This window comes from Shewanella sp. BJSY2023SW007 (genome assembly GCF_047314525.1).
Taxonomy (GTDB): Bacteria; Pseudomonadota; Gammaproteobacteria; order Enterobacterales; family Shewanellaceae; genus Shewanella; species Shewanella chilikensis.
This window is the reverse complement of the sequence record NZ_JBKORL010000002.1, coordinates 69,298-82,343: the sequence shown is the minus strand read 5'-3', so window position 1 is coordinate 82,343 and position 13,046 is coordinate 69,298. Positions and strand designations below refer to the sequence as shown.

The following is a 13,046-nucleotide window of genomic DNA, read 5'->3' as shown; positions in this document are numbered from 1 at the left end:
AACGCCCTAAGCCAAATCGGCCTAGGGCGGTAAAAATATCAAAGACCCGATATCCTGTTAATCACAAGGCAGCTCCGCTTAAGTGAACTACGTTGGCAGTTCGAGCGGGGTTTTAGGCTAACGTCTAATTGGGTACAAGGCCAAAAAGGACTTTAATTGTCCCAGGAAGGAAGGGAACGCAGTGCCGTCGCAGAACGGCGTCCTTTGGGAGGACAGATAATGATAGATCCGGGTTTAGCCCTGCATAAGGCGTCACTCGAGGACAAGACACAGTTTTGGGGCGAGTGTGCCCGTGCCATAGATTGGCAACAGCCCTGGGAGCAGGTGCTGGATGAGAGTGAGGCGCCATTTTACCGCTGGTTTAGCGGTGGCATGCTCAACACCTGCTATAACGCGGTGGACCGGCATGTGGCCGCAGGGCGTGGCGAACAGACCGCCATTCAATATGTCAGTCCGGTAACAGATACCGAGTACGGCATCAGCTATAACGAATTACAGCAGCAGGTGAGCCGCCTGGCGGGCTGGATGCAATCTGTCGGGATCAATAAGGGCGACAGAGTCGTTATCTATATGCCTATGGTGCCGGAAACCCTGTTTGCCATGCTGGCCTGTGCCCGCATAGGGGCAATACATTCGGTGGTGTTCGGCGGCTTTGCCGCCAATGAACTGGCAACCCGGATCAACGATGCCAAACCCCGGCTGGTATTGTCCGCCTCCTGCGGCATTGAACCCTCAGGTGTTGTGCCTTATAAGCCACTGCTGGACAAGGCGCTGGATCAGTCTGAGCATAAGGTGGAAAACTGCCTTATTCTCGGCCGCAGTCAGTATCAGGCCGAGTTGCAGCCAGGGCGGGATCATGACTGGCAGAGTGCTATCTGTCAGGCGACTCCTGTCGATTGTGTGGCGGTCGAAGCCACTCATCCCCTGTACATTCTCTATACCTCAGGCACCACAGGCCAGCCAAAGGGGGTGGTGCGTGATAACGGTGGCCATGCCGTAGCGCTGGCCTGGTCGATGAAGGCCATCTATGACATAGAACCTGGTGATGTCTTCTGGGCCGCCTCTGATGTGGGTTGGGTGGTGGGTCACTCCTATATTGTCTATGCACCGCTGCTGGTAGGTGCCACCACCTTGCTGTTTGAAGGCAAACCTGTGGGCACCCCGGATCCCGGCACTTTTTGGCGCACCATAGCCAAGTACAAGGTCAAGAGTTTCTTTACTGCACCGACGGCGATTCGTGCCATCAAACGTGAGGACCCTGAGGCAAGCTATGTGGCTCAAAGCGATCTCTCTTGCCTGAAGAACGTGTTTCTGGCCGGCGAGCGTTGTGACCCGGATACCTTGAAGTGGGCGTCAGAGAAGCTGGCCAAGCCAGTGATAGATCACTGGTGGCAAACCGAAACAGGATGGGCCATTGCCGCCAACTTGATGGGAGTGGCGCCTATTCCGGTCAAAGCCGGGTCACCGGCCAGAGCCGTGCCCGGTTATCAGGTGGAAGTATTGGACGAAATGGGGGAGCAGGTCGCTCCCGGGCAATCGGGCAATGTGGTGATTAAGCTGCCTCTGCCGCCCGGAACCCTGACTACCTTGTGGCAAAACGATAAGCGTTACCATGACAGCTATCTGGCCATGTATCCCGGTTACTATCTTACCGGGGATGCCGGCTATATGGATGAAGAGGGCTATCTCTACATCATGAGTCGTATTGATGACATCATTAATGTGGCCGGTCACAGATTATCGACCGGGCGTTTTGAAGAGGTACTTTGTCAGCATCCGGCGGTGGCTGAAGCGGCGGTTATTGGTGTGGAAGATAAGCTCAAGGGGCAGGTGCCGCTGGGGTTGGTGGTGCTCAAGATGGGGAATACCCTGAGCGAAGAACAGCTGCACAAGGAGCTGGTGGCCCTGGTGCGCCAGGAAATTGGCCCGGTGGCGGCGTTCCGTTTGGTGAGCGCTGTGCCCAAGTTGCCCAAGACCCGCTCCGGCAAGATACTGCGTGGCACCATGCGTAAAATTGCCGACAACCAGGAGTTCAAGGCGCCGGCAACCATAGAGGATCCCGGCACTCTGGATCTGGTACGCACCGCACTGACCCGCATGGGCTATGCCGATTCTCTGGTGAAAGAGCACGCCTGAGGTTGACTTTCTCCTTTTGCGCCTGCCGCTGGCAGGCGTTTTTTTAGCTGTTTTTCATGTTGTAAAGGCGCGCCTCTTACACTTTGCCCTTTTAGTCGGCCTTTGCTAAGATGCCGCTGCTCCGTTCGGGGCAACAACAAGTAGTTACATACAAAGTAGTAGCATCCAAGTTTTACATTCAGGCTTGCAACTTAAGCTACACTATGTAGCCTTATCATTCCGGCCGCAGGGACGACCCTGCAAGCGCCTTTTCCACTATCGGGGACGACCCCTCTTTAAAAAGGGATGGGTTCATGAACTGGTTACTCTTAATCCTCGCAGGTTTGTTTGAAATCGGTTGGGCCATAGGCCTTAAATATACCCAGGGTTTTACCAAGTTAATTCCGAGTCTGTTGACCTTGGGCGCTATGGCCATCAGTGTCGGTTTGCTTGGGCTGGCGACCAAGTCATTGCCTATAGGCACGGCTTACGGTGTTTGGGTAGGCATTGGCGCTATGGGCACGGCATTGGTGGGTATCTGGCTATTCGGCGAGAGTGCCAGTCTGATGAAAATCGGCAGTTTGCTGTTGATTTTTATCGGTGTTTTGGGACTGAAACTGGCTAATTGAACCCGGATGTTTGTCTGTTAATCGTGTTTTTCAAACAAGGTTATCGTCAAGGGCGGCTGGTAATTAACTTTCGTTAATCAGTATAATTAATCCACTCAAGGCCGGTTGTTGGCTCACAAAATGGCCGGCTCCTCTGCTACCCGTGGAATTAATAACAATGCAAACCCACAAGCATCTTTCTGACATCGGGGTCATAGGCCTGGGTGTTATGGGCAAGAATCTCGCTCTCAATATCATAGATAACGGCTATCGGGTCGCGGCGTTCGATCTGGACAGTCGCAAAGTGACAGCTGCCGAAAACCAGGCCAAGACGGAAGTGACCGAGAGGGAACAATTGCTGTTTGGCTGTAATAATCTTACTGATTTGATGGCAAATTTAGCAACACCGCGCATCTTGCTGCTGTCCATTCCGGCCGGTGCGGCGGTCGATGCCGTATGCCAATCCCTGCTCGATGCCGGGATTGAGCGCGAGGATATAGTCATAGACACGGGCAATAGCCTGTGGACAGACACTATAGCGCGGGAACAGCGCTATCGCGATCAGTTTATCTTCTTCAGCTCAGCTGTGTCCGGCGGTGAGGTGGGGGCTAGATTCGGGCCTTCTCTGATGCCAAGTGGTGATATCAAGGCCTGGAAGCGGGTTGCTCCCATTTGGCGGGCGATAGCTGCCAAGGTGGATGGTGACACCGGATTGCCGCTGGAACGATTTGAGCCCGGCAACCCGGTTACCCAAGGGGAGCCCTGCACGGCTTACATAGGCCCGGCCGGTAGCGGTCACTATGTGAAGATGGTGCACAACGGCATTGAATATGCCGACATGCAGCTGATTTGCGAGGCTTATCATTTGCTAAGCCAAGTGCTGTGCCTTGATGCCTATGCCATTGCCCAGGTGTTCGAGCGCTGGAATACAGGTGTGCTCTCCAGTTATCTGATGGAAATCAGCGCCGAGGTCTTGCGGCAACAGGACCCATTAAGCGGCAAGCCTCTGGTTGAGATGATCCTTGATAAGGCAGGGCAGAAGGGCACAGGTCTGTGGACGGCTGTCAGCAGCCTGCAGATAGGTTGCCCGGCGCCCACTATCGCCGAAGCGGTTTATGCCCGCGCCATCAGCACTCAAAAGGTTCTGCGCCAGAGCTTGGCCACCAAGTTGGTCGGTCCCGAAGCGAGAGGCACTCAACCGGCAGGCTCGGACGAGCAACAAAGCTTTATTGATGGCCTGGAGAGCGCACTCTATTGCGCCAAGGTGAGCTGTTATGCCCAGGGGTTCCAGTTGATGGCGATGCAGGCTCAGGAGCTGGGATGGCAGCTGGATTTTGCCGCCATCGCCAGGATCTGGCGCGCCGGCTGTATTATTCGCGCCAGATTCCTGCAATCCATAGCCGCAGCCTACGACAGTGAGCCTGAATTGGCCAATTTACTGTTGGCCGATGGCTTTGCTTCAACGCTTTCGGCGCGCCAGCAGGCATGGCGGCAAACAGTTGCCAAGGCGGTACTTGCAGGTGTGCCTGTGCCCTGCATCTCATCGGCGCTTTCTTACTACGACAGTTATCGCACTGAGACGCTGCCGGCCAATCTGTTGCAGGGACAACGGGACTTTTTCGGAGCGCACAGTTTTGAGCGTATAGACCAAGCTGCCAACGAGCGTTATCACCTGGATTGGAGTGACCCCAAGCGGCCGCTGATTAAACTGGATTGAGGGAAAACGGGCCGGGCAGAACACTATCACCGGCCAACGAAAAAGGCTTCCAACTGCGTGGCAGTGGAAGCCTTTGTTATTTCTATCCCTTTTTTATAGCTATACCTGGGTTAAAGGGTAAACACTAAACCTAAGCTGAATAGGGCGCTGAATATCATAGTCAGTTTGGCGGTGCGCCCCAGTAATGGATTCAATGCTGCGCCTGACTCCTGAATAAAATCGCTGGACAGCTTGCGGGCCATTAGCAGCGCAAGACCCGTCAGCAGCACAGGTAGCCCAGGTAGCAAACCCAGCAGGAAGCCGGCGATAATCAGGCCGAAGGGTAAGTAAACCAGCGCCTGGTACAGCACCTTGGATTGGGCCTCACCTATGCGTACCGCCAACGTGCGCTTGCCGGCTTTTTCGTCGGTATAGATATCACGGGTGTTGTTAACCAGGCAGATAGCGGCATTGAGCAGGCCTACGGCGCTCCCCAAAATCCAGGCTGCAGTGCTGGTATCACCGGCCTGTAGATAGTAACTGCCGACTACGGCTACCAAGCCAAAGAAGATAAAGGCCGCCACTTCACCCAGGCCGTGTGAGGCCAGCGGGTATGGGCCGCCGCTGTAACCCAGGGCGCCCATAATGGAAGCCGCCGCCAGGATGGCAATCGGCCAGCCACCGTGCCAGATCAGGAAAGATCCCACAGCTAATGCCAGCAAAAGGCAAAAAATCATTGCATTACGCACTTTCAGCGGGTCGAGTAAGCCGCTCTGGGTGACCCTTATCGGCCCAAGTCGCTCCTCGGTATCTATACCATTTTTGAAATCAAAGTAGTCGTTGGCCAGGTTAACGGCAATCTGCAGCAACAGGGCACAGACCATGGATGCCACTGCAATGGTCCAACTAAAACTCTCCAGTTGCAGAGCCAGAATGTTGCCTATCAGCAAGGGGCCTATCGCCGCAGGCAAGGTGCGCGGCCGTGAGGCTAAAATCCAGGGATTCATTTTGTCAATTCTTCAGAGTTAAAGATGGGAAAACATGCTAAGGATACCAATTTTCCACTTGAAAGTTAGCACAATCGGATAAATGCATTTAACAGAGTTTGAGTCAGCGCACATTTGTACCCGTGCGGATTGAAAAAATGCAGCCATAATCAAATAACCTTAGGGGATTATGTGTTCTTATTGTTAAAGAATACCCGGTATTTCATGAGCTTATTACTAAAGCAGAGGTTAATATGATGGGGTTTGGGGGCAGGACAGCCCTTGTCAGCGGTGCCGCCTCGGGGTTGGGGCGCGCCTTCGCCATAGGTTTGGCTCAGCGTGGTGCCAGCCTGGCACTGCTGGACATAGACAGCTGCAAAGATACCTTGAATGCGATTTCTGCTTTGGGGGCCGATGCCAAAGCCTGGCACTGTGATGTTGCCGATGAGCAAGATGTTGCTTTGGTGCTGCAGGAAGCCTGTGACCACTTTGGCACTATAGAGTTGTTGGTGGCCTGTGCCGGGATCCATACCCCCTGCTCATTTGAAAAACTGACACCACAGCAGTGGCGACGGCAGTTGCAGGTGGATCTGGATGGCAGCTTCTTTCTCTGTCACGGACTCTGGTCGCGAATGAAGGCACAGGAGTATGGCCGGATCCTTTTGTTGGGTGGTGTTAGTGGACTGTTCGGAGATCTTTTCGAAAGTGCCTGGGCCAGTGCCAAGATGGCATTGTTTGGATTAACCAATAGTCTCAGTCGAGAAGGTGGCAATCATAACATCCGTGTCAACAGTCTCTATCCTTTGGCTACCACCCCAATGACGGAGCAACACCTGGCACTGCCGGTACAACCTTTATTTGGTTTGAACGCGCCATTGGCAGCCGGATTGTTTCTGCTCAGCGAGCAGGCGCCCAATGGGCAACATTTGTTGGCTGCAGCTGGCAGTATCAGTCGGGTGAGAATAGCGCAGACAGAGCCGGGTTACTTTAATGCAGATGCTTGTACTCCTGAACTTTTGGCCAGAGCTTGGCCAGAGTTAAGCGTGGCTACGCCACTGGGGTTCAGCGACAGCGGCGAGGCGCAAATTGTTAACTGGGCCAGACAAGCTGCCGCCGAGCATGATATAGAGATAGAGTAAAGTCATCTGGTCACGAAGGGCGGTTCTGGGTTAATCTTTGCGGTATATGTCAGCCAGTTAATAGAGTTTTATGAGCCAGGTTTTAGATGATCTCTTGTCACTGCTCGCGCTTGAACAGATAGAAATTGGACTTTATCGGGGCCAGAGCCAGGATCTGGGTTTTGGTCATGTGTTTGGCGGTCAGGTCATGGGCCAAGCCCTCAGCGCTGCCCGTCGCACTGTGCCGCAAGAGCGCCAGGTGCATTCACTGCATTCCTATTTTTTACGGGCAGGCGATGAAAAGTTGCCGATAGTCTACGAAGTCGAAAACATGCGTGATGGCGGCAGTTTCAGTGCCCGTCAGGTGAAGGCGATTCAGAAAGGGCGGCCGATTTTCTACATGACCTGTTCCTTCCAGGAGCCGGAAGTTGGGTTCAGCCATCAGGCCGAAATGCCAGAGGTTCCCGGCCCTGATGGGATACTCAATCAGCAGGAGTTGGCGATGACCATGAGGGATAAGGTGCCCTCCAGGATGCTGGAAAAGTTTATGGCCGATGCCCCCATCGAGATGCGTCTGGTCAATCCGCTTAACCCTGTAGCTCCAGCGGCCACTGAACCCGTTCGACATGTATGGATGCGGGCAAATGGTGCCTTGCCGCCCGAACATGAAATGCACGACTACCTGTTGGCATATGCTTCGGATTTCAACTTTTTGGTGACGGCGGCTCAGCCTCATGGAGTGTCATTTTTGACCCCGGGGATGCGGATGGCCACTATAGATCATTCACTCTGGTTCCACAGACCTGTCAATATGGGGGAGTGGCTGCTGTATGCCATAGAGAGTCCCAATGCCAGTGGTGGTCGGGGATATGTGAGAGGGCAATTCTTTAATCAACAGGGCGAGCTGGTGGCTTCGGCCACTCAGGAAGGCTTGATGAGAATGACCGCCAAATAAGGGAAAGCAAGATGATTAAGTATGTGAAAGGACTGGTAATTGCTGCCGGGATAGCGTTTCTCGGCGCTTGTGTCACTGTTGACCCCAAAGCACCTATTATCGTTAACGGGGCTGCTGGTTACTTGGAAAGAGTGGCTTTGCCTCAAGGGTCCAGTATCACAATCGCCATCATAGATTTGGACACCCCCGGGGTAATAGTGGCGCAAAAGAGCTTTGATATCGCCAGGGCGCCGGTGCCGTTTAAGTTCATTTTACCGGCTGAAACCCTTGAGTCTGATGTCAACTATGGTGTAGTCGCCATGATCCAGTATCAAGGACGGGTGATTTTCCAAACCTACGACAGATACCCGGTGATCAACAATGACAAGTTCACCACCGAAGTGTTGATGAAGGCGGTGCCAATACCTCAGTTGGAACAACAACCTTGATTATTTGATATTGGTGCTAGGATCCCTGTTCGCGTGATGCCGTTTACTTTTGTAAACGGCATTTTTATGGTTCATCGCAGATTAGCGTGGACTGGAAATGAAAACGGTTGGAGAGTTATTGTTTAGTCGCCAAACAAAAACAATGACCAACCCCAACCGTTCTCAATGTCGAATATTACCTTCCCCATTGCGCTCTGGGAAGGCTTTGAAGCCGTCCATACCGAGCAAAATCAACAAACCCTCATCATCCACCTAAAACCGATTGATAACGGCCACTGTGCTTGCGGCAAACCGGCTAAGGCTGTTCACGACGCTTCACTTCGCAGCGTATCGGAACGGACTATACTGGCGTTCCAGGTTCAGTTACGGCTACCCGTCCGCCGTATTCTTTGCCCTGATTGCGGTATCGTTCGGGAGCATATCAGCTGGTTAAAGCCCTATGCTCGCCAGACCACTCGGCTCATTGAGCATGTCGAGGTGCTACTCAAGCTCTTGCCGATTAAACATATTTCGCAACTCCTTGGCCTGCACTGGCATACCATCAAGACTATCGACAAACGTCGGCTGGCAAGGGAGGTCACAGAGCCTGATTGGAGTCGTGTCAAACGCCTGGTCATGGACGAGTTTGCCCTGTTCAAAGGCCATCGTTACGCCACTGTGGTGGCCGATGCGGATACTCATCAAGTCCTTTGGATAGGTGAAGGCCGCAGTAGAGCAGCTATCCGGCCGTTTTTCGTTAAGTTGGGGCAGTACTGCCAACAGATTGAAGCCGTTGCTATGGATATGAATACTGCCTTTGACCTGGAGGTACAGATGCACTGTCCCCAAGCCAAAGTGGTCTACGACTTGTTTCATGTTGTTGCCAAGTATGGCCGTGAAGTCATCGACCGAGTCAGGGTTGACCAGGCTAATCAACTCAAGCACGACAAACCAGCCCGCAAACGGGTAAAACGGGGGCGCTGGGTCTTACTCAAAAACAGAGATAATTTGACAGACAAACAGGCGGGTTATCTCAACGAGCTGTTGGAGTCGAACAAAAGCTTAATGACGGTTTACCTGCTCAGGGAGCAACTCAAGGAGATGTGGTACTGCACAGATGAAGCCGAAGCCACGGCTCAATGGAACCTCTGGTGGCAACAAGTCAGAGAGAGCGGTATCAGGCCGTTACTCCAATTTGGCCAGCGTCTTAAAAACTATCTTCATGGCATAGTTGCTTCAGCGGTTCATCCGTTGCACACCTGCCGACTGGAAGGGATGAACAACAAAATCAAACTGCTGAAGCGAATGGGCTATGGCTACCGGGATACCGAATACTTCTTTCTGAAAGTCAGAGAGGCGTTCCCCGGAGATCCGCGATGAACCATTTTTATGGTTACTGATGAGGCGGGCTGGGAAGGGGGGCTGTTTATTTCGGTAACCTGATATTAGCCGATTCTGCCAGGCTGGCTTACGACTCTAGCCTTGGCGACTTGTCTATTGAAACCATTTTCTCGTCAATAGATGTGCCAAAATTCACTATTCCCAACTAAAGCCACGAAACCAAGGGGAAAATTAACCATGGTGTTCAGTCTTTATCAGCTTGCCGAACTGGTCATAGAAGTTCCAGTCGCCTGACTCGCGATTGCTGATATAGCTGCCTTCGATACGCTTCTCGCCATTGCTCCAGAAGGTCTGCCACAGTCCCTCTTTTCTATCCCTGAGGAAGCTACCTTTCTCGGCCAGCTTGCCGTTGTTGTGGAAGTAACTGGCTTTACCCTCTTTCTGGCCTTTGAGCCACTGCTCATGGCTCTGTGGCTTGCCATTTTGGAAGTACTGGCTCAGTTTGCCATCGAGTTTTCCCTGCCAGTAGTTGGCTTGCTGCTTTAACTGACCGTTGCTGTAGTACTGCTCAGACTTGCCGTGCAGTACATCGTCCTTGAACTCCTGACTGGCGGCGAGCATGCCATCTTCAAACCAGCTTTGCCACTGGCCGGTTTTAACTCCTTTTAGCAACTCGCCGGCCAGTTTCTGCTGCCCATTATCGACATAGTACTCGCTGTAGCTGCCGGTCTTGTCGCCATTGGCATAGGTTTCCTTGCGATAAAGGACGCCCTTGAAGCTGTAGTGCTCGCGTGTACCGTGCAACTTGCCGAGTAACCACTGGCTCTTGATCCTGGCATTGCCCTCGGGGATGGTGCCAAAGGTGGGATCCTCCTCTTCGTAGCGGTAGTCTATCCAGCTACCTGTCTTCTTGTTGTTCAGGTACTCCCCCGTGACGCGACGGCGGCCATGATAATACTCGGCATATTGGCCATTGAGTTTGCCTTTGACAAAGGTCTGCTCCCGGCTCTTGACCCCTTCGCGATACTGAATCCAGAGCCCGTCCTTGTCGCCGTTGAGATATATGCCTTCCTCATTGGGATCGCCGTTGGCGTACCAGCGCTTGAAGACGCCATTAAGCGGATAGCGATAATCCTTGGCGGCCTTGTCTTTGGCATAGTGGGCCAACTCCCTGGGGTTGCCATTGTCATAGAAGCTTTCATATTTGCCGACCCACTTACCGTCTATGACTTCGCCCTGTTCCTGCACTGTGCCATCTTCAAAGTAGCGGATGGACTTTCCGGTTTGCTTATCGTGCTGGTATTGCACCAGGCTGCGTTTTTTACCGTTCGGGAAATAGCGGACAAAGTCGCCGTGACGCTCCCCCTGTTGCCATTGGCTGGACTCTTGTAAAACACCGGCGCTGAAACGCTGATACAAGCCGTCACGCAGGCCCATGGCAAACTGGGACTTTTCCAGGGGCTTGCCGTCGATATCGAAACGCTCATACTTGCCATGGCGGGGATACTGACCGTTGTCGCTCACTTGGCTATCGTGAAAGGTTTCCAGCTCAGCTAACTGGCCATTGGGGTGAAAACGCTTCTGTACGCCAGTTTGCAGGCCGTTTTTGTAGTGCTGCTCTATGACCAGCTTGCCTTCACTGTTGAAATACTCTTGGATGCCATCTTTTTCGCCGTCATTGAAATGTTCATTGCCCAGTAGCACGCCTTTATCGTCGAAGGTTTGACATTGGCCCTGACGCTTGCCTGCGCGGTAAGCACATTTGACCGCCAGTTCGCCGCCGGGGTGATATTTCAGACTTTCGCCGTCACGTTCTCCGGCGCTGAAACGGGTTTCGCTCTCTTTACTGCCATTATCAAAAAAGCTCTGCCAGACGCCCTGACGTTGGCCATTGGCATCGAATTTACCTTTGACCCTGATGACTCCCTGGGCGTTTTGTTCCAGGTACTCGCCAAAGAGTTGGTTGTTGGCATATTGCTGACTTTGGGCCTGGGTGCCGTTTTCATAGAAGCTCTGCCATTGGCCATGGCGCAGGTTATTGGTATAGGTTTCACTGGCCTTGAGTTTACCGCTGGCGTAGAAGCGTTTGACCTGCTCTTTGTTACCGTTGCGGTAGAATACGCTTTCATCGAGGCGGCCATTGCTGTCAAAGGTTTGCCATTCCCCTTCGGGAACGCCTTTATTGAACACCTGTAATTCGGTCATCTGGCCGCTGAGGTCATACATGCGCCAACTGCCATTTTGATAGCCCTGGTAATACTGGCCTTCAACTAATTTGGTATTGTTGGGGTGAAATACTTGCCAGCGGCCATTGGGTAATCCTTGAGAGAAAGTCGCTTGGGTATAACCTTGGTTATCGCGAACGATGGTGACCTCGCCATTGAGGGGCATGCCACTGGCCAGATTGTAATAATGGGGGATACCGTCCTGCTGCCGGACTTCCACCATTAAGGAAGAGAGGTTTTGTGCCGCCTGCGCCTGTTGCAGCAAAGTCGATGTGCCCACTACCAACATTGTCATGATGGTGAGATGTTTATGCATAGCTTCTCCTTGTTACCGACCACTACAATCCCGTCATTGGGATCCGGTTCTTTCCTTATTTGAGCTCACTCTTGCGGGCTTTTTTATATTGGTACATCTGGTTGTCTGCCAACCTGAGACTCTGTTCCACATTGCCATTGAAAGGTGCGATGCCGGCGCTGAAATACACGGCAACCTTATCGGCGGTCAGCTTGGACTCGACTTGCCGTAAGCGTTCTCTGAGCCAAGTTTCACTGCCGTAACAGAGTAGCACAAACTCATCGCCGCCAAAGCGGCTCACCAGCGACGGTGTGGGGAAACCAAGTTTTAGCTCGGTTGCCAAACGTTTGAGCGCAAAGTCACCGGCACCATGACCCAGACTATCATTGATTTTTTTCAGGTTATCCATATCCAGCAGCACCAGCATGCTTTCTATGTTGTTCTTGGGCTGCCACTTCAGGGCTTGCTCTTCAAAATATTTGCGATTGGTGAGCCCCGTCAGGCTGTCAAAGTTGGCTAATCGGTGGATCTGACGGGACTTTTGGTACAGGGCGATGGCATTGGCGGCTTCATGGGTCAAAATAGCCACTAGATCCCTGTCATAGCTGCTGAAGCTGGCAACCAATGAACTGTCGAGGTTGAGCATGGCATAGAGCTTGCCATCAATATGGAGTGGGCTCGAAAGCGTTGCTCTAATAGGAGGGGTGGCGGCGTTTAACAATAATGCTTGAGCTTCAGGACTTAGGCCACTTTGGGCGTTGAGTTTACGCATATCGTTGACGACCACTACCCGGTTGCAACGGCCACTGGTCAACCTATATGCGAAAGACTGCTCCAGAGTCATATTCAACTGCTGCAGTTTAGTCATATCCAGCCCTACAGCCGCTTCAAAATGTAACTTGTTGCTGCCGGGCTCCACCAGGATGATGGAGCCCATTTCGGCGCCATCTATCATGGCAACGGCTTTACTCAACAGGGCATTGAGAAAGGCGTGTTCGGTTTCATATTGACTTGAAAGATGCACTAATTCGAAGGTGGCTTCGTTGATACCCAGTACCTGCTCCAGGTGTTGCCACAGTCGGCCCAGTCGCCCTTGATGGACAAAGTAGCCCAGACTGTAGGCCATGAAATAGATAACAGAAACCCCGCCCCACTGCAGCCAGGGAAGTTCTCCTACTGGACTGGTAACCCAAAATAATAAGGCTATCAGTAGCAGCGGCAGTAACATAAGCAGCAGATGATAACGCAGATCCAATGTGTCTATCTTCTGCTTTTTGAGTCCGTTCTGATCCAACAAATC

At 52.6% G+C, this 13,046-nt stretch carries 10 protein-coding genes; 7 read left to right on the top strand and 3 right to left on the bottom strand.

Translation table 11 applies throughout. The annotated features are described in order from the left end of the window. The first annotated feature begins 219 nt into the window (after positions 1-219). The 3 genes from ACMHXE_RS00635 to gndA all read left to right on the top strand — a co-directional run bounded on the left by ACMHXE_RS00635 (position 220) and on the right by gndA (position 4,440). Positions 220-2,136, top strand: coding sequence for a propionyl-CoA synthetase (locus ACMHXE_RS00635; RefSeq protein ID WP_101055050.1), 1,917 nt, complete (start codon positions 220-222; stop codon positions 2,134-2,136). A 293-nt stretch (positions 2,137-2,429) separates the two neighbouring features. After that, positions 2,430-2,744, top strand: a complete 315-nt coding sequence (sugE, locus tag ACMHXE_RS00630; RefSeq protein ID WP_039033745.1) for a quaternary ammonium compound efflux SMR transporter SugE — start codon at positions 2,430-2,432, stop codon at positions 2,742-2,744. A 157-nt stretch (positions 2,745-2,901) separates the two neighbouring features. After that, on the top strand, positions 2,902-4,440 hold the full coding sequence (gene gndA / locus ACMHXE_RS00625; RefSeq protein WP_101055052.1) for an NADP-dependent phosphogluconate dehydrogenase: 1,539 nt from the start codon (positions 2,902-2,904) through the stop codon (positions 4,438-4,440). Positions 4,441-4,550: 110 nt separating this feature from the next. On the opposite strand, the gene ACMHXE_RS00620 is transcribed toward gndA, so the two are convergent. Then, on the bottom strand, positions 4,551-5,426 hold the full coding sequence (locus ACMHXE_RS00620; protein ID WP_101055054.1) for a 1,4-dihydroxy-2-naphthoate polyprenyltransferase: 876 nt from the start codon (positions 5,424-5,426) through the stop codon (positions 4,551-4,553). 233 nt (positions 5,427-5,659) lie between these two features. Here ACMHXE_RS00620 and ACMHXE_RS00615 point away from each other — a divergent pair, with 233 nt between their 5' ends. The 4 genes from ACMHXE_RS00615 to ACMHXE_RS00600 all read left to right on the top strand — a co-directional run bounded on the left by ACMHXE_RS00615 (position 5,660) and on the right by ACMHXE_RS00600 (position 9,265). Continuing rightward, positions 5,660-6,544 carry an SDR family NAD(P)-dependent oxidoreductase gene (locus tag ACMHXE_RS00615; RefSeq protein ID WP_101055056.1) on the top strand — a complete coding sequence of 295 codons (885 nt, stop codon included), beginning with the start codon at positions 5,660-5,662 and terminating at the stop codon, positions 6,542-6,544. Between the two features lie 70 nt (positions 6,545-6,614). Further along, a complete protein-coding gene (gene tesB, locus ACMHXE_RS00610; RefSeq protein WP_101055058.1) occupies positions 6,615-7,478 on the top strand; it encodes an acyl-CoA thioesterase II in 864 nt (287 codons plus the stop codon). Between the two features lie 11 nt (positions 7,479-7,489). Beyond that, positions 7,490-7,906, top strand: a complete 417-nt coding sequence (locus ACMHXE_RS00605; protein WP_101055060.1) for a YbaY family lipoprotein — start codon at positions 7,490-7,492, stop codon at positions 7,904-7,906. A gap of 165 nt (positions 7,907-8,071) precedes the next feature. Next, positions 8,072-9,265: an ISL3 family transposase gene (locus ACMHXE_RS00600; RefSeq protein WP_413731101.1), complete on the top strand. Its 1,194-nt coding sequence runs from the start codon at positions 8,072-8,074 to the stop codon at positions 9,263-9,265. A gap of 192 nt (positions 9,266-9,457) precedes the next feature. On the opposite strand, the gene ACMHXE_RS00595 is transcribed toward ACMHXE_RS00600, so the two are convergent. After that, positions 9,458-11,767: a toxin-antitoxin system YwqK family antitoxin gene (locus ACMHXE_RS00595; RefSeq protein WP_412502582.1), complete on the bottom strand. Its 2,310-nt coding sequence runs from the start codon at positions 11,765-11,767 to the stop codon at positions 9,458-9,460. A gap of 55 nt (positions 11,768-11,822) precedes the next feature. Beyond that, complete coding sequence (locus ACMHXE_RS00590; RefSeq protein WP_413731100.1) at positions 11,823-13,043, bottom strand: diguanylate cyclase; 1,221 nt, start codon at positions 13,041-13,043, stop codon at positions 11,823-11,825. Positions 13,044-13,046: the final 3 nt, after the last annotated feature.